The sequence below is a fragment of the Shinella sp. S4-D37 genome, from assembly GCF_040812195.1.
In the GTDB taxonomy this organism is placed as follows: domain Bacteria; phylum Pseudomonadota; class Alphaproteobacteria; order Rhizobiales; family Rhizobiaceae; genus Shinella.
Map to the genome: position 1 here is coordinate 1,533,772 of NZ_JBFNXL010000005.1, position 24,951 is coordinate 1,558,722.

Consider the following 24,951-nt stretch of genomic DNA (forward strand, 5'->3'; position numbering starts at 1 on the left):
CTTCCGGTCTAGTCGGTGCCGCCGCGGCCCGCAACCCTGTCAGGGCGATTCGGGCTTGGACTCCTGCGCCACCGCCCCCACGTCCCGGCGGCGGTTCTCCCGGTAGAAGGTGTAGAGGCCGGAGGCGACGATGATGGCGACGCCGACGGTCATCCAGAAATCCGGGACCTCGCCGAAGAACAGGACGCCGATCGTGATCGCCCAGATGAGGCTCGTATAGCGGAAGGGCGCGATGAAGGAGATCTCGCCGGTGCGCATGGCGATGACGATGGTCTGGTAGCCGACGAGGAGCAGCACGCTGGCGCCGGCAAGACGGCCGAGCGCCTCGCCGGGGATCGGTTGCCAGCCGCCCATCGGCACGATCATCACGGCGCCGGCGAGCGTGATCGACACCGCGGTGATGACGCTGATGCACAGCGAGGGCACGGCGGTGTCGATCCGGCGGGTACACAGATCGCGCGCCGCGGCGCCGACGACGGAGACGATGACGTAGACGGCGGCGAGCGAAAAGCCCTCCGGCCCGGGGCGGATGACGATGAGCACGCCGGCAAAGCCGGCGACGATGGCGAGCCACCGCCGCCAGCCGACCTTCTCGCCGAGGAAGACCGCCGCGCCGAGCGTGACGGCGAGCGGCAGGGCCTGGAGGATGGAGGCCGTATTGGCGAGCGGCATGGCGCCGAGCGCCGAGACATAGGCGAGCGAGGCGAGGATCTCGGCGGCGATGCGCAGCGCGACGACCGGCTGCAGCACGATCCGAAAGGAGCCGAGCGCGCCCATCCAGCGGGCGATGACGACGACGAGCACCGTGGTCATCAGCCCGCGCACGAACAGGATCTGGCCGGTGTTCAAGTCCCCGGTGACGGACTTGACGAGCGCGTCGTTGCAGGTGAAGGCGGCCATGGCGATGGCCATGAACAGGGCGCCCCGGGCATTGGCGGTAGAGGTCATGCAGGTGATTCCAAGCGTGTCTTGGCCATTCTTAGGCACATTGTCCGCCGCATGCCATCACCCTCAAGGCTGGAACAATCGGGGTGATTGCCGCGCGCGGCGGCGGCCCCCTCGACATCGGCCCGCAAAAGTATGATCTTTCGGACGCAAAGGTTTGAATTCCTGCCGCTTTACCGAAGCAATTCATTAAGCTTCCCGACCTATCGTTGGGTCATCCCAATGAGCGATCGCATGATGCGACGGGTGAGGGCGGGCCGCCTGATGCAAGATCGGCCGAAGCCCTGATATCGAAACCGGCCGCGCTCTCATAGCGAGCATGAGCGGCCGCTTCGGCTTTGAGGAACACCCGAGGGGATCTTGGTCGTCATAAAAACGTCGGGGAACCCATGTCCTTCATCGACCGCCTGCTCCAGCAGCGCCGCATCGTCACCAAGGTGCTGCTGTTCGTCATTCCGCTCGTTGCGCTGATCGCGGGCATCGGCCTCGTCGGTTACTTCACCGCGAGCACGCTGAACGGTCACATGACGGTGACGCGCGAGACGATCAACAGCCTGTCGCATTTCCAGAACCTGCGCAGCGGGTTGCAGGACTTCGTGGACAAGCCGGGCGAGGCGACGCGGACGGCGCTCGGCGAGCGCATCGACGAGCAGGAGACCGGCATCAGCGATCTCGACGCCCTTCTGCCCGATGCGGCCGAGAAGGCGAAGATCGCCTCGGTCGTGGCGCTGGCCGGGACCATGCGCGCGCAGAGCGAAACGCTCTGGTCGATCGACCAGAAGCGCAACGCCGTGACGGCGGACCTGGAAGAGGCGCTGGCGACGATGGCCAAGGACGGTGCCTTCGCCGAAAAGCAGATCGGCGTCATCCGCAACGAATCGGGCGAGAAGGAAGCCTTCGCCAAGGCGCTGCTGTTCGATGCCGCCGCCTATCAGGGCCTGGCCGAGCGCATCGGCAAGTTCCGCAAGCCCGTCGCGCTGGCGATGAAGGCGGAGGACAAGGTCAAGGCGGCCGAGACCTACCTGCCGCAACTCGTCAAGCAACTGGGCGAATCCAAGGCGATCGCCTCGCCGAAGGCGCTGGAGCAGATCAAGTCCTTCGAGGCGGAACTCGAAACGGTCAAGGAGATCCTTGCCGGCACCGACGACGCGGACGCCAAGAAGGCGAAGTTCATGCCGGTGCTCGGCAAGCTGGCGAAGTTCGACGCCGACTTCCTCAAGGAGGCCGGCAAGAATTCCGACACGGCGGCAAAGCGCTTCGTCGGCATGGATGCGGAGATCGCGCTCCTGAAGACGCTGATCACGCTGATGGGCGATACGTTCAAGGGCATCGACGAGACGCGCCTGCATATCAGCGAGCTGCATCGCAAGCTCGACCAGCCGAGCCGCGACGCCGTGCTGGCGGACGTCAAGGCCGTCGCCGCAAGTGCCGCCGAACTCGCCAAGCTCGGCACGAAGAACGCCGCCCTGCGCGACCTCTCGCAAAAACTCGCGCCCTCGCTCGCTAGCATCGAGCAGGGCACGCAGGACCTCATCTCCGTCGGCGAGACCTGGCGGGCTGCGCGCGTCGCGGCCTATGCCTCCGTCGCCGATGCCAGCCAGACGCTGGAACAGTTCGTCTCCAGCGCCCAGGAGGCCGGCAAGAAGGACAGCCAGCGCTCGGCCAATGTGTCGATCATCGCCATGGTCGCCGGCACCCTGCTCGCCATCATCGGCGGCCTGATGCTGGTGGAAACCCTGCGCGGTCCCCTCAAGCGGGTGACGGAGGCCATGTCGCGGCTGGCGAGCGGCGATCTCGACATCAGCATCGACGGCCGCAATCGCGGCGACGAGATCGGCGACATGGTGCGCTCGGTCGCCGTCTTCCGCGACGCGGCGCGGGAAAACGTCCGCCTGGAGCTGGAGGCAGAGGCCCAGCGCCAGATGACGGCCGAGGAGCAGGCCCGCCGCGCCAGCGAGCAGGCCCGCATCGAGGCGGAGCAGACCGAGGCGCTCACGGCCCTTTCGGACGTGCTCGGCCAGCTTGCCGCCGGCAATCTCGAGGAAAGCATGACGGAAGCGCTCGCCGCCGAATATGTCGCGATGGCGCGCACCTACAACAATGCGGTCGAGGCCCTGCGCGTGACCCTTTCGGATGTGCGTGCGACGACGGTGGAGATCAACGGCGGCACGGGCAACCTTGCCACTTCCGCCGACGATCTCGCCCGCCGCACCGAGCAGCAGGCGGCGGCGCTGGAGGAAAGCTCGCGCGCGCTGCGCCAGCTCACCGAGATCGTGCGCTCGACCGCCGAAAGCGCCCAGAAGACGGCGGTGTCCGTCGACGAGACGCACAGCTATGCCCGGCGTTCCGGCGAGGTCGTGGCCAAGGCGGTCGACGCCATGGGCGAGATCAACCGGTCGTCGGAGAAGATCAGCACGATCATCGGCGTCATCGACGAGATCGCCTTCCAGACCAACCTCCTGGCGCTCAATGCCGGCGTCGAGGCGGCGCGGGCAGGGGAAGCGGGCCGCGGCTTCGCGGTCGTCGCGCAGGAGGTTCGCGAGCTTGCCCAGCGCTGCGCCGGTGCCGCCCGCGAGATCAAGGGCCTGATCTCCGACAGTTCGGCGCAGGTCAGGAACGGCGTCGCCCTCGTCACGGAGACCGGCGAGGCGCTGAGCGTCATCAACGAGCACATCTCCTCGATCCACACGCTGGTCGGCAAGATCGAGGCGGCGGCCGCCGCCCAGTACGACGGCATCAACGAGGTGAACCAGGCGGTGCACCAGGTCGAGCTCATCACCCAGCAGAACGCGGCGATGGTGGAGGAGAACACGGCCGAGATCCACGGCCTGCGCCAGCGCGTCGAGGTCCTCAACCAGAAGATCGACCACTTCAAGACGCGCGACCTCGACATGCGGCAGGGCGGCTACCACGGCCAGCACCACGCGGCGTGATCTGTCCGCCATCAACGAAACGGCCGGGTGGAAGCCCGGCCGTTTTCGTTTGCGCCGGCCTTACCTGCCGGCCTCGAAGACGACGTAGCTCTCCGGCGCCGCGGGGTCCGGCTCGCCATAGGTCGGATCGACCTCGAAGCGGACGAGCAGGAAGGTGCCGTCGCGAAAAACCCAGCTGCCGCTGTCCCAGGCATCGCCGATGCCGCGCCAGGCGGCGTGGCTGGCGATGGTGCGGGTCTTCTCGTCGAAGGAGGCATTGACCAGCAGGGCGGTGGCGTGGAAGCCGCGGACCTTCGGATCGGCGGCAAGGCGGCTGTTCTCCTCGTCCGCATAGGCATAGGCAAGGTCCGGCGCGGCGAAGGCGAGGAGCTTCGGCGTGTCGCTGTCGCCGGTCTTCAGCACGAAGGCGTTGCGGATGTTGTAGGCGCCCGAGCCGCAGAACAGCTGGTAGAGTTCGGCCTCGACGTCGGGGCCGTTCGGGTCGTAGTCCGGCTTGTAGGCGAAGCGGTGGACGGCGTGGCCGAAGCCTTCCGCCTCCGGCCCGGCCATCGGCACCTCTTCCATGCCGTTCATGTCGCAATCCGCGCCGAGGGCGGCCCTGGCGATCGCCTCGGCGGCGGCGATGCCCTCCGGCCGCTCGGCGGCGAGGCCGAAGGACGGAAGGGCGGCGGCAAGGAAGAGGACCGGGAGGACTTTCACGAAAACCTCGCTTCCAGCGGGGTTCAGCCGCCGGTGACGCTCATGTGGCGGGCGACGGCCGGGCGGTTGCGCCGGTCGATGACGAAATCGTGGCCCTTCGGCTTGCGGCCGATCGCCTCGTCGATCGCCTGCGAGAGCAGGGCGTCGTCGTCGGAGGCGCGCAGCGGCAGGCGCAGGTCCGCCGCGTCGTTCTGGCCGAGGCACATATAGAGCGTGCCGGTGCAGGTGAGGCGCACGCGGTTGCAGCTTTCGCAGAAATTGTGCGTCATCGGCGTGATGAAGCCGAGGCGGCCGCCGGTTTCAGCGACCGTGACGTAGCGGGCCGGGCCGCCGGTGCGGTAGGCGTTTTCCGTCAGGGTGAAGTCGTCCTCGATGCGGGCGCGCATTTCCGACAGCGGCATGTAGCGGTCGGTGCGGTCCTCCTCGATCTCGCCCATCGGCATGGTCTCGATGAGGGTGAGGTCCATGCCGCGGCCATGCGCCCAGCGCATCAGCTCGGGGATCTCGCGGTCGTTGAAATCCTTCAGCGCCACGGCGTTGATCTTGACGTGGAGGCCGGCCGCCTGCGCGGCGTCGATGCCCTCCAGAACCTTGGAAAGCTCGCCCCAGCGGGTGATGGCGCGGAATTTCTGCGCGTCGAGCGTGTCGAGCGAGACGTTGATGCGGCGCACGCCGCAATCGGCAAGCTCGGCCGCGTGGCGGGCGAGCTGCGAGCCGTTGGTCGTCAGCGTCAGTTCGTCGAGGCGCCCGTCCTCAACCTGGCGGCCGAGTTCGCGCACGAGATGCATGATGTTCTTGCGCACCAGCGGCTCGCCGCCGGTAAGCCTGAGCTTGCGCACGCCCTTGGCTATGAAGGTGGAACAGAGCCGGTTCAGCTCTTCCAGCGTCAGGAGGTCCTTCTTCGGCAGGAAGGTCATGTTCTCCGCCATGCAATAGGTGCAGCGGAAATCGCAGCGGTCGGTCACCGACACGCGCAGATAGGTGATGGCGCGCCCGAAGGGGTCGATCATCGGTGTATCGGACTGCGCGATTAGGTTCGCGCCACCCAGCGGGCCTGCATACGAATTCAAGTCACGTCCTCCATTACCGACATGTCGTGCGCCGGGCGCGCGGCGTCAAGCCGGCCCGCGCGAGTATGACAGCATTTTCCGCCTTGCGCATCCTTGATATGGCGCATAGTCCTTCGCGAAAACAGACGAAAGGAAACGGGATGAGCGATCTCTGGCCGACCGAGCTGCGCGTGTCGAAGGACCGCCAGCGCCTCCTCGTGACCTTCAACGACGGCGCGAGCTTCGATCTTTCCGCCGAGCTCCTGCGCGTGCTCTCGCCCTCGGCGGAAGTGCAGGGCCACGGGCCGGGCCAGAAGGTGACGGTGCCGGGCAAGCGCAATGTCGCGATCATCGCCATGACGCCGACCGGCAATTACGCCGTGCGCATCGGTTTCGACGACCTTCACGACACCGGCATCTTCACATGGTCCTATCTGCGGGAACTCGGGGAAAAAGGCGCCGAACTCTTCGCCGCCTATGAGCGCGAGCTTGCGGAGAAAGGCATGAGCCGCGATATTTCGCAGAAACCGCGGTAACATGTCGGACTGCCTTGCGAAGGTAGCGTCCACCCAGAAACGAACGGGAGATGCCCTTGGCAGCCGAAGCGAATGCAAATGATCTCACCCAGGTCGTCGTGCTCCTGGCGGCGGGCGTGGCGGCCGTGCCGGTCTTCAAGAAGATCGGCCTCGGCTCGGTGCTCGGCTATCTTGCCGCCGGGCTGGTGATCGGCCCCTTCGGCCTCGGGTTCTTCGCCGACCCGCAGGCGATCATCCATGTCGCCGAACTGGGCGTGGTGATGTTCCTCTTCATCATCGGGCTGGAGATGCAGCCCTCCCGGCTGTGGGGCATGCGCAAGGACATTTTCGGGCTGGGCGCGGTCCAGGTCATGGGCGCCATGCTCGTGCTGACGGGCATCGGGGTGGCGATGGGCTTTGCGCTCATTCCCTCCTTCGTCGCCGGCACGGGCTTCGTGCTGACCTCCACCGCCATCGTCATGCAGATGCTGCAGGAGCGCGGCACCCTGTCGACGCTGAAGGGGCAGCGCATCATCGCGATCCTGCTCTTCGAGGATCTCGCCATCGTGCCGCTGCTTGCCATCGCCGCGCTGCTCGGCACGGGGGCGGCGGCGACGGACGCTTCCGACCGCTGGCTTTCCATCGGCATCGCCATCGGCGCCATCGTCGCGCTGGTGCTGGCCGGCCGCTACCTGCTCAATCCGCTCTTCAGGGTGCTGGCGGCCTCCGGCGCGCGCGAGGTGATGACGGCGGCGGCGCTGCTCGTGGTGCTGGGCTCGGCGCTCGCCATGCAGGTCTCCGGCCTGTCCATGGCCATGGGCGCCTTCCTTGCCGGCGTGCTGCTCTCCGAATCGAGCTTCCGCCACCAGCTCGAAGCCGATATCGAGCCGTTCCGCGGCATCCTGCTCGGCCTCTTCTTCCTCGGCGTCGGCATGGCGATCGACCTTTCGGTGATCGCGGCCAACTGGCAGCTCGTGGCGGCGAGCGTCGTCGGCTACATGATCGCGAAGCTCCTCCTGATCTATGGGGTCGCGCGCCTTCTCGGCACCTGCCATGCCGAAAGCCTGGAGCGGGCCGTGCTGATGGCGCAGGGCGGCGAGTTCGCCTTCGTGCTCTATGCCGCCGCCGTTTCCGCCGGCATCTTCAACGGCGAGGAGAACGCCATCCTGACGGCGACGATCATCATCTCGATGATCCTGACGCCGCTGATGGTCGTCCTGCACGACCGCGTCGTGCCGAAGCAGCAGCCGTCGACCGAGGGGCTGACGCTGCCGCAGAATGTCGAGGGCACCGTGCTGATGATCGGCTTCGGCCGGTTCGGCCAGATCGTCAGCCAGCCGCTGCTCGCCCGCGGCTACACCCTCTCGATGATCGACAAGGATGCGGAATTCGTGCGCGATGCCGCCGATTTCGGCTTCAAGGTCTATTACGGCGACGGCGGGCGCATCGACATCCTGCATGCCGCCGGCGCCTCGACCGCCAAGGCGATCCTCATCTGCCTCGACGACAAGGAGGCCGCCGTGAAGATCGCCGAGGTGGTGCGCGAGGAGTTCCCGCTGGTGCCGATCCTCGCGCGCGCCTACGACCGCGGCCACGCCGTCGACCTCATCCATGCCGGCGTCGATTTCCAGATCCGCGAGACCTTCGAATCGGCGCTGGTCTTCAGCCGCGAGACGCTGAAGGCGCTGGGCGAGGACGAGGACCTTGCCGCCGAGGTGGTGGAGGAGTTCCGCCTCGTCGACCGCGAGCGGCTGGACCTGGAGATGGTCGGCGGCATCTATGCCGGCCGCCAGCTCATCCGTGGCAATGTCCAGCCGGCCGACATCGTCGCGGCGCGCACGGCGCGCGAGCGTGCGGCGGCCGAGCAGGAGCACCGGCGTATCGAGCAGGACCAGGCGAGCTGAGGGCGAGGGGCGGCTCTGCGGCCTTGCCTTCGCGGTGCTTGCGATCTTCCATGGAATGCGCATGCCTTCGGGGACGGGACCGGCGGCCTGCGCCAAGGGATCCCGCCAAAAGGAACGCCCGCCATGACGGCGACGACCGACGAGCGCTTCGCCAATTCCGCCTGCCTCCGGGCGCGCGGCACCGCACAGGAAGGCAAGGTCGCCTTCGCCGAACTCTTCTTCGACCTCGTCTTCGTGCTGACGATCATCCAGCTCTCCCATTCGCTGGCGGCGCATTATTCGCTGCTCGGGCTTGGCGAGGCGGCGATGCTGACGCTGGCGGTCTGGTGGGTATGGATCTACACGACCTGGGCGACGAACTGGCTGGACCCCGACAAGGCGCCGGTGCGCATCCTGCTCTTCGTCCTGATGTTCCTCGGCCTGATGCTGTCAATCGCGATACCGACGGCATTCGGGGCGGGCGGCCTGCTCTTCGCGCTCGCCTATGTCGCCATGCAGGTCGGCCGCTCGGCCTTCACCGCCTTCGCGATGCGGCGCGACTGGCCGGAAAACAGCCGCAACTTCACCCGCATCACCGTCTGGACGCTGTTTTCCGCCGTGTTCTGGCTGGCGGGGGCGCTTGTCGGGCACGAGGCGCGGCTTGCCCTGTGGGCCATCGCGCTCGGCATCGAATATGCCTCGCCGGCGCTCGGCTTCGCCGTGCCGGGCCTCGGGCGCTCGACCTTCGGCGACTGGCAGGTCTCCGGCGAGCACATGGCGGAGCGCTGCGCGCTCTTCGTCATCATCTGCCTCGGCGAAACGATCCTCGTCACCGGCCGCACGGTCGCCGGCATGGAACTGCTCGACGGCTTCACCGTCCTCCTGCTCGCCGTCGCGTTCCTCTCGACCGCCACCATGTGGTGGATCTATTTCCGCTTCGGCCACGGCGAGGCGGCCCATCTCATAGAACATTCGGCGACGCCGGGGCGCATCGCGCGCACGGCCTTCACCTATGCCCATATCCCGATCGTCGCCGGCATCATCCTGTCCGCGGTGGCGGAGGAGTTCGCGCTCGCCCATCCGCACGGTCCGGTCGATTTGAGGACGGCGGGCGCGATCATCGGCGGGCCCGTCGTGTTCCTCACTGGCAACATCTGGTTCAAGGCGGCGATCCGCGGCCGCGCGCCGCTGTCGCATCTTACCGGCATCGCCGCGCTGCTCGCGCTCTCGGCGCTCGTGCCCTTCGCCGAGCCCTACCAGCTCTTCATGGCCGCGGCCGCCGTCCTGTTCGCCGTCGCGCTCTGGGAGTTCCTGTCGCTGAAATCGACGCGGGCGGACGATGTCGCCACTGTCTAGGGAGCGGTGTCGAGACCACCGGGCGCTTCGTGATGGACGGGAAACATCCGCGCTCCGTCGTCGCAGTGCGCCCGCGCCGTGCTGCCTGCCGACCGTCTGGCAGATGCTCGCCTCGGTCAAGAAGGGGTTCGACGGCGCGGCCTGCGACCGGGAATGGCCGGGCCGGGCCGCCAGGTCCATGTGGTGAGGGGCGGCGAATATCCGGTCGCCGTCGCCCGTCTTGTCTTCGGCAGGGATGGCCCCGGCCGTAACGTGGAGCAGGGAATGCGAAAAGGACTTTTGGCGGCGGCTCTTGCCGCCGCGCTTGCGGCTTCGGCCGGTGCGGCCAGGGCGGACGAGCTGATCGAGAGCTACGGCGCCTATATCGGCCAGGACGATCTCTACAATTCCAGCAATGCGCGGCTGACGCAGCCCTGGCAGGTCATCCGCCAGGATCGCGCCAACGTGCACCGTTTCGGCGTGCGCCAGCCCGGCGACGACCTCGACGGCTACTTCGCCTCCGCGCGCAACCGCGAGCTTGCCGAGCGCATGATCCGCGCCGGCCGCATCGAGCGCAGCGCCGCCCGCCGGCTGCTTGACGGCGACGTGCAGATCCATGTCGAAATCTGGCGCGGCGCGGGAGGCGACTATATCAACATCTCGGTCGACTAGCCGGCGCCTCCTCGCCGCAACGCTGCTTTTCGTCGCCGCGTCGTCGGCCGGCGCGGCGGAGCTCGACCTCGCGGCCCGCCTGAAGCTGCTGGTCGCCGCCTATCCGGAAAGCCTTGCCGGCGTCGAGGGCAACGCGCTCGTCTTCAAGGACGGCGGGCCGCCGCTCGAAATCGACGACGGCAGGGCGAAGGACCACCAGGGGGCGCTGGCCGCCGGCGATGTCGAGGACAGCCTGCGGCAGGTCTATCCGCCCGGCGCCTGCGAGAGGACGCCGCAGGTCGACTTCGATCCCGGCCGCATCCGCAGCGACGCGCTGATGATGCGGCTCTACGGCGCCTCGGCGAAGGCGGTCTCGGCCGATCTCGTTCCGGTGAAATGGTTCGGCGAGACGCTGCGCGTGACGAAACGGCAGGGGGCTGCGGCGGCGCTGGAGAAGGTGCGCGACGCGCTTGCGGCCAGACCGGAGCTGAAGCGTTACCTTGCGCCCTCCGCCGGTGTCTTCAACTGGCGAAAGGTGTCGGGCGCCAAGAACATGTCGGTGCACAGTTTCGGCGCCGCCATCGATCTCAACACGAAATTCGCGGACTACTGGGTCTGGTCGGGCGGCAAGCCGGGCAGGGTGCCGACATATGCCAACAAATATCCGCTGGAGATCGTCGAGATCTTCGAGCGGCACGGCTTCGTCTGGGGCGGGCGCTGGTATCACTACGATACGATGCATTTCGAATATCGCCCGGACCTCCTCGCGATCGCCAAGGCGGCAGGCGCTTCCGCCTGCCGCTGAGATGACCGATATAGTCTGCCAACCTCTCCTGCGTCATCCTCGGGCTTGACCCGAGGACCCACACCGCACACGCCGTCATTGCCGCTTGGATCCTCGGGTCAAGCCCGAGGATGACGGAGGGTGGGGCGAGGGGTTGCTCTCTGCCGCTTCCCGGAAATCAATCGCGCACGATGACCGTGACGCCCGCCGTGACCTGGGCGTAGAGGTGCTCGACATCCTCGTTCGCCATGCGGATGCAGCCCGAGGATTGCGCCTTGCCGAGCGAGGACGGCTGGTTGGTGCCGTGGATGCGGTAGATGGTCGAGCCGAGATAGATGGCGCGCGAGCCGAGCGGATTGTCGAGGCCGCCCTTCATCGAGACCGGCAGGATCTTGCCCTTCTTGGCTTCCCGGGCGCGCATGTCTTCCGGCGGCGTCCAGGTCGGCCATTCGGTCTTGCGCGTCACCTTTTCCGAGCCGGTCCAGATGAAGCCTTCGCGGCCGACGCTGACGGCGTATTTCATGGCGAGGCCCGAGCCGAGGACGTGGTAGAGGCGGCGTTCAGAATTGTCGACGATGATCGTGCCCGGCGCGACCTTCTCGGTGAAGGCGACGAGTTCGCGGGCGATCGGCGCGCGGGAGACGGCGGCGACCTTCTTTTCCGACTTGACCGGCTTGCCGCCCGACAGCACCTGCAGCCAGCCGGCCTTCTGGGTGGAGGAGGAGAGCGAGGCGACCTCGGTGTCGGCGGCCGTGGCGGCGCCTGCGGTGGAAAGGAGGCCTGCGAGGAGGGCGATGGCGAGCGTCTTCATTGTCCTGGTCCCTGTTTCCGCCTCTGGCTTGATGCCGGGCGTTCGTTCTTCGATGGGGACGTTCTAGGCCAGCGGCGGGCGCGGCGATGTTCCTGCGGGAACAGGCCTGCCTGCGGCGCGATGGCGGCTGCGGTTCCGCGGGCAGGGCAAAATGCGCAACGGCGCCCGGGGGCGCCGTTTTCGAAGGAGGGCAGGGCCGCCTATTTGCGGTAGATCAGCCAGCTCTTGGTGAAGTCCTTCTTCATGCCGTCCTCGAAGGGCATGGTGCGGTTGCGCCCGCCGTTCTTGGCGCAGTAGAGCGCGATGTCGGCCTTGGAATAGAGCTCGCCCGGGCCTTCCGCCCAGGAGGCCATGCAGAAGCCGAGCGAGATGGTGATCGGGCCGTAGTTGACGCCGGTCCTGGAGTTCTTGAAGGGCGTGTTCTCCAGCGCGCTGCGGATGCGCTCGGCGATCCCCATCGCCTCTTCCTCGGTGTTGCCCTCGACGATCATGGCGAATTCCTCGCCGCCGGTGCGCGCGACGAGGATGTCCTTGCGCACGTTCGCGCGGATCAGGCTGCCGACGGAGGCGAGGATCTTGTCGCCGACGGGATGGCCATAGGTGTCGTTGATCTTCTTGAAATGGTCGATGTCGGCGAGGATCAGCGCGGTCACGTTGCGCGACAGGGTGGAATTGTAGATGGCGGAGAGCTTGTCGTCGAAGGCGCGGCGGTTGGAAAGCTGCGTCAGCGAGTCGGTGTTGGCGATGCGCTTGTACTCGTCGAGTTCCTTGCGCACATTGTCCATCTCGATCGACTTCTGCGCGACGTTCTCGACCATCTCCTTGCCCTGGTTGATGGTGTCGCCGGTCGCTTCCGTCAGGACGTCGATGACGCTCCTGATGATCTCGACGCTGGTGGCGCTCTTGCCGTTGATGCGCACGAAGGTCTCGTCGAGCAGCCTGTTGTAGCTCTCGAGCGAGGTCTGTTCCTGCTTGAGGAGGCGCAGCAGGCCGTCCAGTTCCCCGGCGATCCGCATATGGGCGCCGTCGATGGCGGTGGCGCCGTGGTGATGGCCGAAATACTGCCCGCCGATCTCGTCCAGTTCCTCCTGCGAGGCCTTGCTGCCGAGCGCCGCCAGTTCCCGCGTCAGCTTGGGATTGGAGCCGATATAGGCCTCATAGAACAGCTCGTAGTTCCGCGGAATGGGAGAGACACCCATTATGCGCATCGCATAGGTCACCTGCGCGGCGATATCCGGCACCTGGACCTTTTGCGCAACGGCCGTGTTCATGTCGGCGGCTCCTGATTTCCTTCATTGGCTCCCGACCCGCAAAATACGACTAAAATTCTTTGGGAATGATTAACGGTTGTGACTGCCGCAACGGAAAGCTGGCAGCAAAAAGGCCGCAGATTCAACGATCTGCGGCCTTAGTAGGAGAATATTCGGAAATTCTTCCTCAACCCGGCATGATCATTTTTTCCGGGCGTACAAGCGCGTCGAATTCCTCGTCGGTGACATAACCGCCGCCGACGGCCTCCTCACGCAGCGTCGTGCCGTTCTTGTGGGCGGTCTTGGCGATCTTGGCCGCGTTGTCGTAGCCGATCTTCGGAGCGAGCGCGGTGACGAGCATCAGCGAGCGGTCGAGCGCCGCCTTGATGTTGTCCTCGCGCGCCTCGATGCCGGTAACGCAATTGTCGGTGAAGGAGATCGCGGCGTCGGAGAGGAGCTGGACGGACTGCAGGAAGTTGTAGGCCATCAGCGGGTTGAAAACGTTCAGCTCGAAATGGCCCTGGCTGCCGGCGAAGGTGAGCGAGGCGTGGTTGCCGAACACCTGGGCGCAGACCTGCGTCAGGGCCTCGCACTGGGTGGGGTTGACCTTGCCGGGCATGATGGACGAGCCGGGCTCGTTTTCCGGAAGCGCCAGTTCGCCGAGGCCCGAGCGCGGGCCGGAGCCGAGGAAGCGGATGTCGTTGGCGATCTTGAAGAGCGCGGCGGCGGCGGCGTTGATCGCGCCGTGCGAGAAGACCATCGAATCGTGCGCGGCCAGCGCCTCGAACTTGTTCGGCGCGGTCTGGAAGTCGATGCCGGTGATCGCGGTGATGTGGGCTGCGACCTTCTCGGCAAAGCCGACCGGGGCGTTGAGGCCCGTGCCGACGGCGGTGCCGCCCTGGGCGAGTTCGCAAAGGCCCGGCAGGGTCATCTCGATGCGCCTGATGGAGGAGGCGACCTGCGCGGCATAGCCGGAGAATTCCTGGCCGAGCGTCAGCGGGGTGGCGTCCTGGGTGTGCGTGCGGCCGATCTTGATGATGTGGTCGAAGGCCTTCACCTTGGCTTCGAGGGCGGCGTGCAGGTGCTTCAGAGCCGGCAGAAGGTCATGGACGATGCGCTCGGCGCAGGCGATGTGCATGGCCGTCGGATAGGTGTCGTTCGACGACTGGCTCATGTTGACGTGGTCGTTCGGGTGCACCGGCTTCTTGGAGCCCATGACGCCGCCGAGCATCTCGATCGCCCGGTTGGAGATCACCTCGTTGGCGTTCATGTTCGACTGGGTGCCCGAGCCCGTCTGCCAGACGACGAGGGGGAAATGATCGTTGAGCTTGCCGTCGATGACCTCCTGGGCCGCTTCCGTGATCGCCTTGCCGATGGCCGGGTCGAGGCGGTTCAGCTCCATGTTGGCGCGGGCGGCGGCCTGCTTGACGATGCCGAGGGCGCGCACCACCGACAGGGGCTGCTTTTCCCAGCCGATCTTGAAGTTGCCGAGGGAGCGCTGGGCCTGTGCCCCCCAATAGCGGCTGTTCTCCACCTCGATGGGGCCGAATGTATCCGTTTCCGTGCGCGTCGTCATTGTGCTTCCCGCTAAATACCCATGCGCTTCGGTGAGCCGCCGGCGATGCCGCCGCATGGGAGGCGGCAGGCCGGGCACGCGCGAGCCCCCAAGGCTCCGCGCTGGCGCGATAAAATCGCGCAAATCTCTGGCCTATCTGCGACGGGGTTGCAAGGGGCGGATCGATCGCGCGCACGCGACTTTCGGTTAAAATCGATTAGGCCGGGCAGGCCGGCGATGGGCCGGCGACGGGCTTGGCCGGGCAGCCGGCGCTGTGCCTTTTCCATCACAATCGTCCGCTTGTTTTTTTGCGGCCGCCCGGCCTGCCTCCCGAGATCCGGGCTTCCCGCTCGAAAAATCGACGGCAATTCAAATTTTTACGCGGGCTCATCCGTCTGGCTTGCCAGGGTCCGGCGTCACGCAAGCGTGAGGCCTTGCGAGGGTGGCGGGAAGGGGCGTTTCCTTTTCATCAACCATCCTTTCCTATAACTTACCGGCCTGCTGGTTCGGGCGCCGCCAGAGACCGTCACCACGGTTCAATCGGGGAATGGAATACAGATGAAGCTTACCAAGACTGCCGTGCTGGCCGCCACGCTGGCTCTTTCCTGCGCCGCCGTTTCGCTGCATGCGACGCCCGCCAACGCCCTGACCGTCATGGAATGGCTGAACGGCAAGAGGAGGCAGAAGGCCGAACCGCTTCCCGGCGTGACGACCGGTCTCGCGCTGCCCGGCGCCGAGACGAAGCAGGAAGCCAAGCCGCTGCCGCGCGTCACCGGCCCGCGCTACTACACCTACAAGGCCGACGCCCTGAAGCGCGTCGCCGTCGACAAGCTGGCCGACCCGGTCGTCACCAGCTCGATTTCGGCCGATGTCGTGCCGGCGGGCGATGCCGGCGTGCGCGCCGCCTTCTCCACCATAGACGTGCGCGCGACGCCCGACGCCGCCAGGGCGGTCGAGACCTTCTACGCGACGCAGAAGAAATTCGTCTGGGTCGACGGCACCGGCATCAACGACAAGGCGAAGAGCGCCATCGCCGTGCTGGCCGATGCGGCCTCCGTCGGCCTCGATCCCTGGGACTATGCGGTCAAGATCCCGGCCGACGATTTCGACGGCGCCGACATGAATGCCCGCTACAGCGCGCTTGCCGCCTTCGAAGTGGGCCTTTCCGCCGCCGTCGCGACTTACGTCGAGGACGCCGTGCGCGGCCGCATCGATCCGAACCGGATTTCCGGCTACCACGATTTCAAGCGCAAGGACGTCAACCTCGTCGCGGCGCTGAAGAACGTGGCGATGAGCAGCAACGTCAAGGGCTATCTCGAAAGCCGCTCGCCGGCGAGCGCCGATTTCCAGGCGCTGAAGGCCGAGCTTGCCAGATTGAAGGCCCAAAACGCCGGCGATGACCGGATCGTCATCGCCGAGGGCACGCTCCTGAAGCCGGGCCAGAGCGATCCGGAACTCGTCAATATCGTCAAGGGCATCGTCAAGCACGGCTCGGATGCGCTGAAGACCGATCATTCGCTCGCCATCGCCACCTACAAGGACACGCCGGACTATACGCCCGAGCTGGTCGCGCTCGTCGAAGCCTTCCAGAAGGAGAACGGGCTGAAGCCGGACGGCATCGTCGGCAAGGCGTCGATCCGCAAGCTGACGGGCGGCGATTCGGTCGCCGACAAGATCGCCAAGCTGGAGGTGGCGCTGGAACAGGCGCGCTGGCTGCCGGTCGATCTCGGCGCCCGCCACGTCTTCATCAACCAGCCGGCCTTCCGCGTCTATTACCACGAGGACGGCGCGGAGAAGTTCTCGATGCGCACGGTGGTCGGCTCGAAGTCGAACCAGACCTATTTCTTCGAGGACAAGGTGCAGACCGTCGAGGTCAACCCCTATTGGGGCGTGCCGCAGTCGATCATCATCAACGAGATGCTGCCGAAGCTCCGGAACGACCCGTCCTATCTCGACCGCATGGGCTACGAGGTCGCCGTCGGCGGGCGCGCGGTCGCCTCGTCCTCGGTCAACTGGTACGGCTCGACCGCCGGCGTCTCCGTACGCCAGCCGCCGAGCGGCGACAATGCGCTCGGCGAACTGAAGATCCTGTTCCCGAACAGCCACGCCATCTACATGCACGACACGCCGTCGAAGAGCTTCTTCAAGCGGGACATGCGGGCGCTGAGCCACGGCTGCGTGCGCCTTGCCGAGCCGCGCAAGATGGCGGCCGCCGTGCTGGGCGTCAGCGAGGAGGAGGTCGGCAAGGAGATCGCCGCCGGCCGCAACAAGGCGCTGAACGTCAAGGCGGATATCCCGATCTACATCGCCTATTTCACCGCCTGGCCGAACAAGGACGGCGTGGTCGAGTATTTCGACGACGTCTATGACCGCGACGGCTACATGCGCAAGGCCTTCGCCGCCACGCAGAAGGCGCGGAAGGTCGAGGGCTGAGCGCTTTCGATCCCGCGCCCAAGCCGGCCGGAAAAAGGCGACGCATCCTCCGGATGCGTCGCCTTCGCCGTTTCAGCGGGCGATGAGGCGCTCGACCAGGTCCGGCGTCAGCTCGTCGAAATGGGCGATGACGTGGTTCGGTTCGAGCGCGGCGACGGGCACGTCCGAATAGCCGAAGGGCACGCCGATCGAGGGCACGCCGGCATTGCGGGCGACGAGCATGTCGTTGAGGCTGTCGCCGATCATCACCGTGCGCGTCGGCTCGGCCCCGGCGAGGCGGACGGTGCCGAGCAGGTGCTCGGCGTCGGGCTTGCGCACCGCGAAGGTGTCGCCGCCGGTGATCGCGGAAAAGCGCGCGGTGAGGGCGAGGCCGTCGAGCAGGCGGCGGGCAAGGCCTTCCAGCTTGTTGGTGCAGACGGCGAGGCGGTAGCCGGCGCCGGAAAGGCGGTCCATGGCGGCGAGAAGGCCCGGATAGGGCACGGAGACGCCGGGCATGGCGCCGGAATAGTGCTCGACGAAGGCGCCGATCATGCGCTGCAGTTCCTCTTCGGAGATGTCCCGGCCGCGCAGCGCGAAGGCGCGCTTGATCATCACCTGGCCGCCATGGCCGACGAGATAGGTGAGGTCGCCGTAGCCGACGGGATCGAGGCCCTCGAGGCCGATCGTGTGGTTGAGGCTGGCCACGAGATCGTGTGCCGTGTCGATGAGCGTACCGTCGAGATCGAAGACTACGAGAGAAGCGGACATGGGGAAACCTTGCATGGGAAGGGGCGGGCAGGCCCTTCCGGTATGCGATGGCACGGGTATTTGCAATCGCCTTCTCCGCCTCGGCGGGCAGGGTGCGGGCGGCGATTTTGGCTTTCGTTTGCCGGCGGGGGCGTGTAAGTGTCTCACCGGAATTCCGGCCGCTTCGGCGCCGGGCCACGACCATTCAGGGAGTTTTGGGGTCATGGACGCCCGGGAAATGAAGATCAAGGCCGCGGAGGCCGCGCTCACCCATGTCGAGGACGGCATGCGCCTCGGCATCGGCACCGGATCGACCGCCGAGGAATTCGTGCGGCTCCTTGCGGAGAAGGTCGCCGACGGCCTGAAGGTCGAGGGCGTGCCCACCTCCGAGCGCACGGCGCGGCTCTGCGTCGAACTCGGCGTGCCGTTGAAATCGCTCGACGAATTGCCGGAACTCGACCTCACCATCGACGGCGCGGACGAAGTCGACGGCAGGCTGCGCCTCATCAAGGGCGGCGGCGGCGCGCTGCTGCGCGAGAAGATCGTCGCCAGCGCCTCGACGCGCATGATCGTGATCGCCGACGAGAGCAAGGTGGTCGACACGCTCGGCGCCTTCAAGCTGCCGATCGAGGTCAATCCCTTCGGCCTTGCCGCCACCCGCATCGCCATCGAGAAGACGGCCGCCCGCCTCGGGCTTTCGGGGGCGATCGCGCTGCGCGCCTCGGGCGACGGCACCTTCATGACGGACGGCGGACACTACATTCTCGACGCATCTTTTGGCCGCATTCCTGATGCAGATGCGCTCGCAAGCAGCCTCAATGACATTCCCGGTGTCGTCGAACACGGACTCTTCATCAACATGGCGTCGCTGGCCATCATCGCGGGACCCGCGGGTGCGCGCACGCTGACGGCAAAAGACTAGACAGGAGCACAGACCGACATGATCAAATTTGCTGGTTTCGGCCGGACCCTCGCGGCGACCCTCATCGTTTCGGCAGCGCTTGCCGGCGCCGCCAGGGCGCAGGACGTCACCGACGAACAGGTCAAGGCCGCCCGCGCCGCCATCGACGCGATCGGCGCGACGAACGGTTTCGACAACATCCTGCCGGGCCTTGCCGTTCGCATCAAGGCGACGCTCGTCCAGGCCTCGCCCAACCACGAGTCCGAGATCAACGCCACCGTCGACGAGCAGGCGCTGGCGCTCGCCCCGCGCCGCGCCGACCTGGAGAAGGAAGCCGCGACGATCTACGCCAAGACCTTCACCCAGGAAGAATTGAAGGCGATCGCCGACTTCTACAATTCGCCCGTCGGCAAGAAGCTGCTGTCGGACGGCCCGATCGCCACGCGCGAAGTCATGAAGGCCGCCGAGATCTGGGCCGTCGGCGTCGACCGCGACCTGCGCGCCGAAAGCGCCAAGAAGCTCAACCCGATCCTCGGCGCCGCCACGCCGGCCGAGGGCGGCGAAGCGCAGCCCGCGCAGCAGTAATCGCATCAGGAAAGGGCGGCGCGAGCCGCCCTTTTCCGTTGTGCCGCCCTGTCGCCCGTGCTGCCAGAGCGATCTTCCGTCGATCGCGTCCCCGACCAGATGATAGTCTATAGCGTTGACCGCCTTCTTGCGGACAGTCGGTTCCAGGACTGTCTCGTCTTTTCCGCCGCCGAGCTCCTGGCCACGCATCGCGAGATTCCCCGCGAGGTGCGCTATCTGGCGGACCTGCAGAAGTGGTTGCTCAGCCAGGCGACGCTGGCGCTGCATTTCGAACATCGCCTCGATCCGGCGCGCCCGCCGATTTCGCCCAGCAACCTCCTGCGCTTCCTTGCCGATACGCCGATCGCCAGCCGCAACACCGTTCTCGCCTTCCTGGCCGAGATGCGGCAGTACGGTCTCGTCGAGCCGCTTGCGAATACCGATCGCCGGCAACGGGTTTTCGTTGCGCGGCCGCATACGGAAGACCTGATCCGCCGCTGGTACTGCACCCATCTCGAAGCGCTCGACCGCATGGACGGCGCGGGGCGGGCGGAACGTCTGCGGGTGGCGCCGGACCTCATCCTTCTTGCGCAGACACACATGGCGCGCCTGCTGCTTTCCGCTCAGGGCTGGTGTCGCCCGCCGAATGCCGTCGGCCTGTTCACCCGGGCGGAAGCGGGCAGCAACATCCTGCACGATATCGCGGCACGGGCGCCGTGGCACTTGCCGGAAACGCGGGTCTGGATCGGGCCGATGACATCGAGCGGCCTTGCCGCGCGCTACCTGATCTCGCAGAGCCACACGGCACGTATCCTGGCTAGGGCGCGGGACGAAGGGCTGATCGGCTGGGCGCTTGCCGGCAATCGCGGCGATTGCTGGGTGTCGCCGGATCTCGTTTTCGCCTACCGGCGTTGGCAGGCCCTCAAATTTTCGGCGATTTCCGAGGCCTTTCAGGTGGCCGTCGAGCGCGATTCTGTCATGGCCTGAGAAGAGTGGGACCGCCGCAATGTGCGGCGGTCCGTACGATCTTATTCGTCGATCGTGTATTCGCCGAGTTCGCAGAGGTTCTGCGTGTCGGTGGTCGTGTCGAGGTCGGAATCCTCCGTGAACTCGAAACGCATATCGTATTCGCAGACCCTGCGGCCGTCGGCGATGGTGATCTCGATCGTCTCGCCCGGATTGAGAACCTGGTCGCCGAAGACATCGTCTTCCCACTTTTCCACGCCGACCGGCGACGAGTAGAAATGGGTGAGCACCGACTTGGTGCCGTTCTTGAGCTGGAAGACGAGGTCTTCTGCGCAGGCCGGGCCTGCAAGCATGACGAGTGCTGCGGCGGCGCTCATGAAATATTTTGATTTATGCATATTTGTCATCCGGTTAGCCCACAATCGAGCGTGCAATTCCTAGAGCGCGCGCGAGCGGACGTAAACGGGAATTTCCGCCGCCGCCCTACCCATTTTTGGGCGAATCTCGCGAAGACGTGAATGGGAAGATTTGCCTGCACGCCGGGCTGTGGCAACGTGGTCTTTTCCTTTCGGCCGCACTGTTCCTATATGTGTAGCGCCCGGCGGCGGATTCGCGAGCGCCGGTCCCGTCAGACGGCCTTCCGGCCAGGCTTGCCCGCAGGAGATCACCATGCCGACATTCGACTACGACCTCTTCGTCATCGGCGGAGGCTCCGGCGGCGTGCGCAGCGCGCGCCTTGCCGCAAGCATGGGCAAGAAGGTGGGCATCGCCGAGGAATTCCGCTTCGGCGGCACCTGCGTCATCCGCGGCTGCGTGCCGAAGAAGCTCTATGTCTATGCCTCGCAGTTCCCCGAGCATTTCGAGGACGCCGCCGGCTTCGGCTGGCAGGTCGGCGAGACGCGCTTCGACTGGCAGGCGCTCGTCGCCGCCAAGGAGAAGGAGATCACCCGCCTGGAAGGCCTCTACCGCAAGGGCCTCGACAATGCCGGGGCGACGATCCTTGCGAGCCGCGCCGTGCTCGTCGGGCCGAACACCCTGCGCCTGACGGCGACGGACGAGCTGGTGACGGCCGAGCGCATCCTGATCGCCGTCGGCGGCCACCCGGCGCCGCATGCCGACCTTCCCGGCCACGAGCTCTGCATCAGCTCCAACGAGGCCTTCGACCTGCCGAAGCTGCCGAAATCCATCGTCATCTCCGGCGGCGGCTACATCGCCGTCGAATTCGCCAACATCTTCCATGGCCTCGGCGTCGAGACGACGCTGATCTATCGGGGCAGGCAGATCCTCTCGCGCTTCGACCAGGACATGCGCGCCGGCCTGCAGGCGGCGATGATCGCCAAGGGCATAAGGGTGATCTGCGAGGACATCATCACGAGCGTCGCCGAAGCGGAGGGCGGGCGCCGGTCGGTCACCACCAAGGGCGGCGAGACGTTTGCCGTCGACCAGGTGATGCTGGCGCTCGGCCGCGTGCCGAACACCGGCAGCCTCGGCCTGGAGACCGCAGGCGTGGCGACGGACGAGCGGGGCGCGATCGTCGTCGACGCCCATTCCCGCACCAACGTCGCCGGCATTTTCGCACTCGGCGACGTGACGGACCGCGTGCAGCTCACCCCCGTCGCGATCCATGAGGCGATGTGCTTCATCGAGACGGAGTTCCGCGGCAACCCGGTTTCGCCCGACCACGACCTCATCGCCACCGCGGTCTTCTCCCAGCCGGAGATCGGCACCGTCGGCATGAGCGAGGAGGAGGCGGCGAAGAGGTTCGACGACCTGGAGATCTACCGCGCCGAATTCCGCCCGATGAAGGCGACGCTTTCCGGCCGGCAGGAGAAGACGATCATGAAGCTCGTCGTCAACGCGGCCGACCGCAAGGTGCTGGGCGCCCATATCCTCGGCCACGAGGCCGGCGAGATGGCGCAGCTCCTCGGCATCTCGCTGAAGGCGGGCGTCACCAAGGACGACTTCGACCGCACCATGGCGGTGCATCCGACGGCGAGCGAGGAACTGGTGACCATGTACCAGCCGAGCTATCGGGTCAGGAACGGGCAGCGGGTCTGACGAATGGCTCTTTCCCGCGGGCCAGCCGGCCGGCGAAGCGGTCTTCGTGGTGCTTGAAGAGGCTTGCAAGGCGATCGAGGGCGAGTCGCATTTCCGGCCGGTGGCGGTCGTCGTCGTTGACGGCGAGCCAGAGCGGATGGGCGAGCGCCTCGATCGGCTCGCCCTCGCGCACGAGCGTCGGCATGGCATCGCCGACGAAGGCCGGCAGCACCCCGCGCCCCGCGCCGCTTGCGATCAGCCGGGCGAGCACGGCCGGCGCGTTCGTCCAGGTGTGGATCTGCGGCTCGTGGTTGCGGAAGACCCATTTCTCCGCATCGGAAACGGCGACTTCCGTGCCGATCGACACCCAGGGCAGGTCCGCTTCGAAGGCAAGGTCGGCGGCGCGATACACCGCGTAGGCGACGGTCACCGACCTGCGCACGGCGACATTGCCGGTCTTCGGCGCGCCGTGGAAGAGGCCGATCATGCCATGGCGATAGGTCAGGTCCTCTCCCGCCGGGAAGTGCTTGCAGCAGAGGCGGAAGCTGTCGGTCGGGCCGCGTAGCGCCCGGCTGTTTTCCGCCACGAAGCCCATCAGCCAGATATCGCCGGTAATGGAAACGATGGGCAGCGCGAAGGCGTCGCCGTGCCAGCGGGTGATGTCGGCGGTCGTGCGGCGGATCGTCTGGACATGCTCGAACAAAACCATGCCGTCCGGGGCGAGCCGGTAGCCCTGCTGGCTGCGGATGAAGAGGTTGCGGCCCATGGCCCGCTCCAGCGCCAGCATGCGCCGGCCGATCGTCGGCGCGCTGACGCCCGTGATCGCCGCGGCGCCGGCAAGCCCGCCCTCCGCCGCGACGTGGAAGAAAAGCTGCAGATCGCTCCAGTCGACTTCCGACATGCACCACTCCTGTTGCCCCTTCTTCTAGCGCAAAAGCCGCCGGCCCGCATCGCTCATCCGTGAAACGGGCGTTTCATTTCCGCGTCTACGCCCGCCGGGGTCCGGTCGCTATCTCGAAAAGGACATCGAAACAGGAGGCCGTCATGAGCCCGGAATGGATGATCGCCCTCGACAGGGCGGAGAAGAATATGCGGAGGCGCCGGACCGATCCCTTGTCCGATCCGTTGGAAGCGGAAACCTGGCGGGGGCTGGAGGCGGTGAGTGCGCTCCTTTCGCGCCTCCTCAACGGTCGCGGTCGGCCGGCGCCGAGGCGCACGCGGCAGGTCCTGCCGGACCAGGTCGTCGGCACGCGTGCGATTCTGCGTCGTTTCTAGGCCAGACCCGTCGCCGCCGGTGCTCTACAGCCTGTCCCGGAGCGAAGGCGCAACCGCCGCAAATGCGGCCCTGCCGCTGGAACTGCGGCTATGCAAGCCTCATCTAACGGTTTATAAGCCCGCATCTTCAAACGGACGTGGCGTCCCGGCGTTTCGCGGGCGCATCAGGACAGGTGAGTATCATGGCAGAGAATTGGACCCCGAGTAGCTGGCGGCACAAGCCCATCCAGCAGGTTCCGGACTATCCCGATCTCGCCGCATTGGCGGCGACCGAAGAGCGCCTCGCAAAGTTTCCGCCGCTCGTCTTCGCCGGCGAAGCCCGGCGCCTGAAGGCCTCGCTGGCAAGCGTGGCGGAGGGCAACGGCTTCCTGCTGCAGGGCGGCGACTGCGCCGAGAGTTTCGCCGAGCACGGCGCGGACACGATCCGCGACTTCTTCCGCGCCTTCCTCCAGATGGCCGTGGTGCTGACCTTCGGCGCCCAGCAGCCCGTCGTGAAGGTGGGCCGCATCGCCGGCCAGTTCGCCAAGCCGCGCTCCTCGGGCATCGAGAAGCAGGGCGAGGTGACGCTGCCCTCCTACCGCGGCGACATCATCAACGGCATCGAGTTCACGGAAGAGGCCCGCGTGCCGAATCCGGAACGCCAGATCATGGCCTACCGCCAGTCGGCCGCCACGCTGAACCTCCTGCGCGCCTTCGCGATGGGCGGCTACGCCAATCTCGACAACGTGCACCAGTGGATGCTCGGCTTCGTCAAGGACAGCCCACAGGCCGAGCGCTACCGCAAGCTCGCCGACCGGATTTCCGAGACGATGGACTTCATGAAGGCCATCGGAATCACGCCGGAAACCAACCCGAACCTGCGCGAGACCGATTTCTTCACCAGCCATGAGGCGCTGCTGCTCGGCTACGAGCAGGCGCTGACCCGGGTCGATTCGACCTCGGGCGACTGGTACGCCACCTCGGGCCACATGATCTGGATCGGCGACCGCACGCGCCAGGCCGACCATGCGCATATCGAATATTGCCGTGGCATCAAGAACCCGCTCGGCCTCAAGTGCGGCCCGTCGCTGACCGGCGACGGCCTGCTGGAGCTGATCGACCTCCTGAACCCGGGCAACGAGGCCGGCCGCCTGACGCTGATCTGCCGCTTCGGCCACGACAAGGTCGCCGACAACCTGCCCAAGCTCATCCGCGCCGTCGAGCGCGAGGGCAAGAAGGTCGTCTGGTCCTGCGATCCGATGCACGGCAACACGATCACGCTCAACAACTACAAGACCCGTCCGTTCGAGCGGATCCTGTCGGAGGTCGAAAGCTTCTTCCAGATCCACCGCGCGGAAGGCACGCATCCGGGCGGCATCCATATCGAGATGACCGGCAACGACGTGACGGAATGCACCGGCGGTGCGCGGGCGCTGTCGGGCGACGACCTCGCCGACCGCTACCACACGCATTGCGATCCGCGCCTCAATGCCGACCAGGCGCTGGAGCTCGCCTTCCTTCTTGCCGAGCGCATGAAGGGCGGCCGCGACGAAAAACGCATGGTTGTGAACGGCTGATCGCCTTCCGTTCATGCTTCGTCTCCGTAGATTAGCGGAGCTGATGCAAGCATTCAGGAATGTGAAATTGACAGGACCGGGCC

General features: G+C 66.5%; 22 protein-coding genes. 13 read left to right on the forward strand and 9 right to left on the reverse strand.

Annotated elements, in window-relative coordinates; all coding sequences use genetic code 11:
- Nucleotides 1–39: 39 nt before the first annotated feature.
- The gene (locus AB3G45_RS14875) at nucleotides 40–948 is read right to left on the reverse strand and encodes a DMT family transporter (RefSeq protein ID WP_367831304.1); all 909 of its coding nucleotides are present in this window, start codon (nucleotides 946–948) and stop codon (nucleotides 40–42) included.
- 386 nt (nucleotides 949–1,334) lie between these two features.
- Between AB3G45_RS14875 and AB3G45_RS14880 the strand changes: the two genes are divergently transcribed.
- Nucleotides 1,335–3,878 carry a methyl-accepting chemotaxis protein gene (locus AB3G45_RS14880; protein ID WP_367831305.1) on the forward strand — a complete coding sequence of 848 codons (2,544 nt, stop codon included), beginning with the start codon at nucleotides 1,335–1,337 and terminating at the stop codon, nucleotides 3,876–3,878.
- 60 nt (nucleotides 3,879–3,938) lie between these two features.
- Here the strand turns inward: AB3G45_RS14880 and AB3G45_RS14885 are convergent, their stop codons facing one another.
- Together AB3G45_RS14885 and moaA are read right to left on the reverse strand one after the other, a co-directional pair.
- Entirely contained in the window at nucleotides 3,939–4,577 is a 639-nt protein-coding gene (locus AB3G45_RS14885) for a DUF1176 domain-containing protein (protein ID WP_367831306.1), read from the reverse strand.
- 23 nt (nucleotides 4,578–4,600) lie between these two features.
- Nucleotides 4,601–5,587 (reverse strand): GTP 3',8-cyclase MoaA, encoded by a 987-nt coding sequence (gene moaA / locus AB3G45_RS14890; RefSeq protein ID WP_367831307.1) that lies wholly within the window; start codon nucleotides 5,585–5,587, stop codon nucleotides 4,601–4,603.
- 200 nt (nucleotides 5,588–5,787) lie between these two features.
- Between moaA and AB3G45_RS14895 the strand changes: the two genes are divergently transcribed.
- From AB3G45_RS14895 to AB3G45_RS14915, 5 genes are all read left to right on the forward strand, one after another.
- On the forward strand, nucleotides 5,788–6,162 hold the full coding sequence (locus tag AB3G45_RS14895) for a gamma-butyrobetaine hydroxylase-like domain-containing protein (protein ID WP_367831308.1): 375 nt from the start codon (nucleotides 5,788–5,790) through the stop codon (nucleotides 6,160–6,162).
- A 56-nt stretch (nucleotides 6,163–6,218) separates the two neighbouring features.
- Nucleotides 6,219–8,045 (forward strand): monovalent cation:proton antiporter-2 (CPA2) family protein, encoded by a 1,827-nt coding sequence (locus tag AB3G45_RS14900; RefSeq protein ID WP_367831309.1) that lies wholly within the window; start codon nucleotides 6,219–6,221, stop codon nucleotides 8,043–8,045.
- Nucleotides 8,046–8,168: 123 nt separating this feature from the next.
- Nucleotides 8,169–9,380: a low temperature requirement protein A gene (locus AB3G45_RS14905; RefSeq protein ID WP_367831310.1), complete on the forward strand. Its 1,212-nt coding sequence runs from the start codon at nucleotides 8,169–8,171 to the stop codon at nucleotides 9,378–9,380.
- A 264-nt stretch (nucleotides 9,381–9,644) separates the two neighbouring features.
- Entirely contained in the window at nucleotides 9,645–10,031 is a 387-nt protein-coding gene (locus tag AB3G45_RS14910; protein ID WP_367831311.1) for a hypothetical protein, read from the forward strand.
- Complete coding sequence (locus tag AB3G45_RS14915) at nucleotides 9,976–10,815, forward strand: M15 family metallopeptidase (RefSeq protein ID WP_367831312.1); 840 nt, start codon at nucleotides 9,976–9,978, stop codon at nucleotides 10,813–10,815. The genes AB3G45_RS14910 and AB3G45_RS14915 overlap by 56 nt, the downstream gene beginning before the upstream one ends.
- Nucleotides 10,816–10,972: 157 nt before the next feature.
- Here AB3G45_RS14915 and AB3G45_RS14920 read toward each other — a convergent pair whose 3' ends face one another.
- The 3 genes from AB3G45_RS14920 to fumC all read right to left on the reverse strand — a co-directional run bounded on the left by AB3G45_RS14920 (nucleotide 10,973) and on the right by fumC (nucleotide 14,488).
- On the reverse strand, nucleotides 10,973–11,605 hold the full coding sequence (locus tag AB3G45_RS14920; RefSeq protein WP_367831313.1) for a L,D-transpeptidase: 633 nt from the start codon (nucleotides 11,603–11,605) through the stop codon (nucleotides 10,973–10,975).
- A 200-nt stretch (nucleotides 11,606–11,805) separates the two neighbouring features.
- A complete protein-coding gene (locus AB3G45_RS14925; RefSeq protein WP_367831314.1) occupies nucleotides 11,806–12,876 on the reverse strand; it encodes a GGDEF domain-containing protein in 1,071 nt (356 codons plus the stop codon).
- 166 nt (nucleotides 12,877–13,042) lie between these two features.
- Entirely contained in the window at nucleotides 13,043–14,488 is a 1,446-nt protein-coding gene (fumC, locus tag AB3G45_RS14930) for a class II fumarate hydratase (protein WP_367831315.1), read from the reverse strand.
- A gap of 480 nt (nucleotides 14,489–14,968) precedes the next feature.
- Here fumC and AB3G45_RS14935 point away from each other — a divergent pair, with 480 nt between their 5' ends.
- The gene (locus AB3G45_RS14935; protein WP_367831316.1) at nucleotides 14,969–16,843 is read left to right on the forward strand and encodes a murein L,D-transpeptidase; all 1,875 of its coding nucleotides are present in this window, start codon (nucleotides 14,969–14,971) and stop codon (nucleotides 16,841–16,843) included.
- A 72-nt stretch (nucleotides 16,844–16,915) separates the two neighbouring features.
- On the opposite strand, the gene AB3G45_RS14940 is transcribed toward AB3G45_RS14935, so the two are convergent.
- Nucleotides 16,916–17,590 (reverse strand): HAD family hydrolase, encoded by a 675-nt coding sequence (locus AB3G45_RS14940; protein ID WP_367831317.1) that lies wholly within the window; start codon nucleotides 17,588–17,590, stop codon nucleotides 16,916–16,918.
- Nucleotides 17,591–17,792: 202 nt separating this feature from the next.
- Between AB3G45_RS14940 and rpiA the strand changes: the two genes are divergently transcribed.
- From rpiA to AB3G45_RS14955, 3 genes are all read left to right on the forward strand, one after another.
- The gene (rpiA, locus tag AB3G45_RS14945; RefSeq protein WP_367831318.1) at nucleotides 17,793–18,491 is read left to right on the forward strand and encodes a ribose-5-phosphate isomerase RpiA; all 699 of its coding nucleotides are present in this window, start codon (nucleotides 17,793–17,795) and stop codon (nucleotides 18,489–18,491) included.
- 18 nt (nucleotides 18,492–18,509) lie between these two features.
- Nucleotides 18,510–19,055 (forward strand): DUF2059 domain-containing protein, encoded by a 546-nt coding sequence (locus AB3G45_RS14950; protein WP_367831319.1) that lies wholly within the window; start codon nucleotides 18,510–18,512, stop codon nucleotides 19,053–19,055.
- 99 nt (nucleotides 19,056–19,154) lie between these two features.
- A complete protein-coding gene (locus AB3G45_RS14955) occupies nucleotides 19,155–20,021 on the forward strand; it encodes a hypothetical protein (RefSeq protein WP_367831320.1) in 867 nt (288 codons plus the stop codon).
- Nucleotides 20,022–20,062: 41 nt separating this feature from the next.
- On the opposite strand, the gene AB3G45_RS14960 is transcribed toward AB3G45_RS14955, so the two are convergent.
- Nucleotides 20,063–20,398: a hypothetical protein gene (locus AB3G45_RS14960; RefSeq protein WP_367831321.1), complete on the reverse strand. Its 336-nt coding sequence runs from the start codon at nucleotides 20,396–20,398 to the stop codon at nucleotides 20,063–20,065.
- 271 nt (nucleotides 20,399–20,669) lie between these two features.
- Between AB3G45_RS14960 and gor the strand changes: the two genes are divergently transcribed.
- The gene (gor, locus tag AB3G45_RS14965; protein ID WP_367831322.1) at nucleotides 20,670–22,058 is read left to right on the forward strand and encodes a glutathione-disulfide reductase; all 1,389 of its coding nucleotides are present in this window, start codon (nucleotides 20,670–20,672) and stop codon (nucleotides 22,056–22,058) included.
- Here the strand turns inward: gor and AB3G45_RS14970 are convergent.
- Nucleotides 22,036–22,938: a LysR family transcriptional regulator gene (locus AB3G45_RS14970; protein WP_367831323.1), complete on the reverse strand. Its 903-nt coding sequence runs from the start codon at nucleotides 22,936–22,938 to the stop codon at nucleotides 22,036–22,038. The two genes, gor and AB3G45_RS14970, sit on opposite strands and share 23 nt — an antisense overlap.
- Nucleotides 22,939–23,081: 143 nt before the next feature.
- Here AB3G45_RS14970 and AB3G45_RS14975 point away from each other — a divergent pair, with 143 nt between their 5' ends.
- On the forward strand, nucleotides 23,082–23,312 hold the full coding sequence (locus tag AB3G45_RS14975; protein ID WP_367831324.1) for a hypothetical protein: 231 nt from the start codon (nucleotides 23,082–23,084) through the stop codon (nucleotides 23,310–23,312).
- Nucleotides 23,313–23,494: 182 nt separating this feature from the next.
- On the forward strand, nucleotides 23,495–24,868 hold the full coding sequence (locus AB3G45_RS14980; RefSeq protein WP_367831325.1) for a class II 3-deoxy-7-phosphoheptulonate synthase: 1,374 nt from the start codon (nucleotides 23,495–23,497) through the stop codon (nucleotides 24,866–24,868).
- Nucleotides 24,869–24,951 lie beyond the last annotated feature (83 nt).

Excerpts from the sequence above, each read along its gene's own strand:
- AB3G45_RS14875 (WP_367831304.1), bottom strand. The coding sequence starts at position 948 with ATGACCTCTACCGCCAATGCCCGGGGCGCCCTGTTCATGGCCATCGCC.
- AB3G45_RS14880 (WP_367831305.1), top strand. The coding sequence starts at position 1,335 with ATGTCCTTCATCGACCGCCTGCTCCAGCAGCGCCGCATCGTCACCAAG.
- moaA (WP_367831307.1), bottom strand. The coding sequence starts at position 5,587 with ATGATCGACCCCTTCGGGCGCGCCATCACCTATCTGCGCGTGTCGGTG.
- AB3G45_RS14895 (WP_367831308.1), top strand. The coding sequence starts at position 5,788 with ATGAGCGATCTCTGGCCGACCGAGCTGCGCGTGTCGAAGGACCGCCAG.
- AB3G45_RS14905 (WP_367831310.1), top strand. The coding sequence starts at position 8,169 with ATGACGGCGACGACCGACGAGCGCTTCGCCAATTCCGCCTGCCTCCGG.
- AB3G45_RS14910 (WP_367831311.1), top strand. The coding sequence starts at position 9,645 with ATGCGAAAAGGACTTTTGGCGGCGGCTCTTGCCGCCGCGCTTGCGGCT.
- AB3G45_RS14915 (WP_367831312.1), top strand. The coding sequence starts at position 9,976 with ATGTCGAAATCTGGCGCGGCGCGGGAGGCGACTATATCAACATCTCGG.
- AB3G45_RS14920 (WP_367831313.1), bottom strand. The coding sequence starts at position 11,605 with ATGAAGACGCTCGCCATCGCCCTCCTCGCAGGCCTCCTTTCCACCGCA.
- AB3G45_RS14925 (WP_367831314.1), bottom strand. The coding sequence starts at position 12,876 with ATGAACACGGCCGTTGCGCAAAAGGTCCAGGTGCCGGATATCGCCGCG.
- fumC (WP_367831315.1), bottom strand. The coding sequence starts at position 14,488 with ATGCGGCGGCATCGCCGGCGGCTCACCGAAGCGCATGGGTATTTAGCG.
- AB3G45_RS14935 (WP_367831316.1), top strand. The coding sequence starts at position 14,969 with ATGAAGCTTACCAAGACTGCCGTGCTGGCCGCCACGCTGGCTCTTTCC.
- AB3G45_RS14940 (WP_367831317.1), bottom strand. The coding sequence starts at position 17,590 with ATGTCCGCTTCTCTCGTAGTCTTCGATCTCGACGGTACGCTCATCGAC.
- rpiA (WP_367831318.1), top strand. The coding sequence starts at position 17,793 with ATGGACGCCCGGGAAATGAAGATCAAGGCCGCGGAGGCCGCGCTCACC.
- AB3G45_RS14950 (WP_367831319.1), top strand. The coding sequence starts at position 18,510 with ATGATCAAATTTGCTGGTTTCGGCCGGACCCTCGCGGCGACCCTCATC.
- AB3G45_RS14955 (WP_367831320.1), top strand. The coding sequence starts at position 19,155 with ATGATAGTCTATAGCGTTGACCGCCTTCTTGCGGACAGTCGGTTCCAG.
- AB3G45_RS14960 (WP_367831321.1), bottom strand. The coding sequence starts at position 20,398 with ATGCATAAATCAAAATATTTCATGAGCGCCGCCGCAGCACTCGTCATG.
- gor (WP_367831322.1), top strand. The coding sequence starts at position 20,670 with ATGCCGACATTCGACTACGACCTCTTCGTCATCGGCGGAGGCTCCGGC.
- AB3G45_RS14970 (WP_367831323.1), bottom strand. The coding sequence starts at position 22,938 with ATGTCGGAAGTCGACTGGAGCGATCTGCAGCTTTTCTTCCACGTCGCG.
- AB3G45_RS14975 (WP_367831324.1), top strand. The coding sequence starts at position 23,082 with ATGAGCCCGGAATGGATGATCGCCCTCGACAGGGCGGAGAAGAATATG.
- AB3G45_RS14980 (WP_367831325.1), top strand. The coding sequence starts at position 23,495 with ATGGCAGAGAATTGGACCCCGAGTAGCTGGCGGCACAAGCCCATCCAG.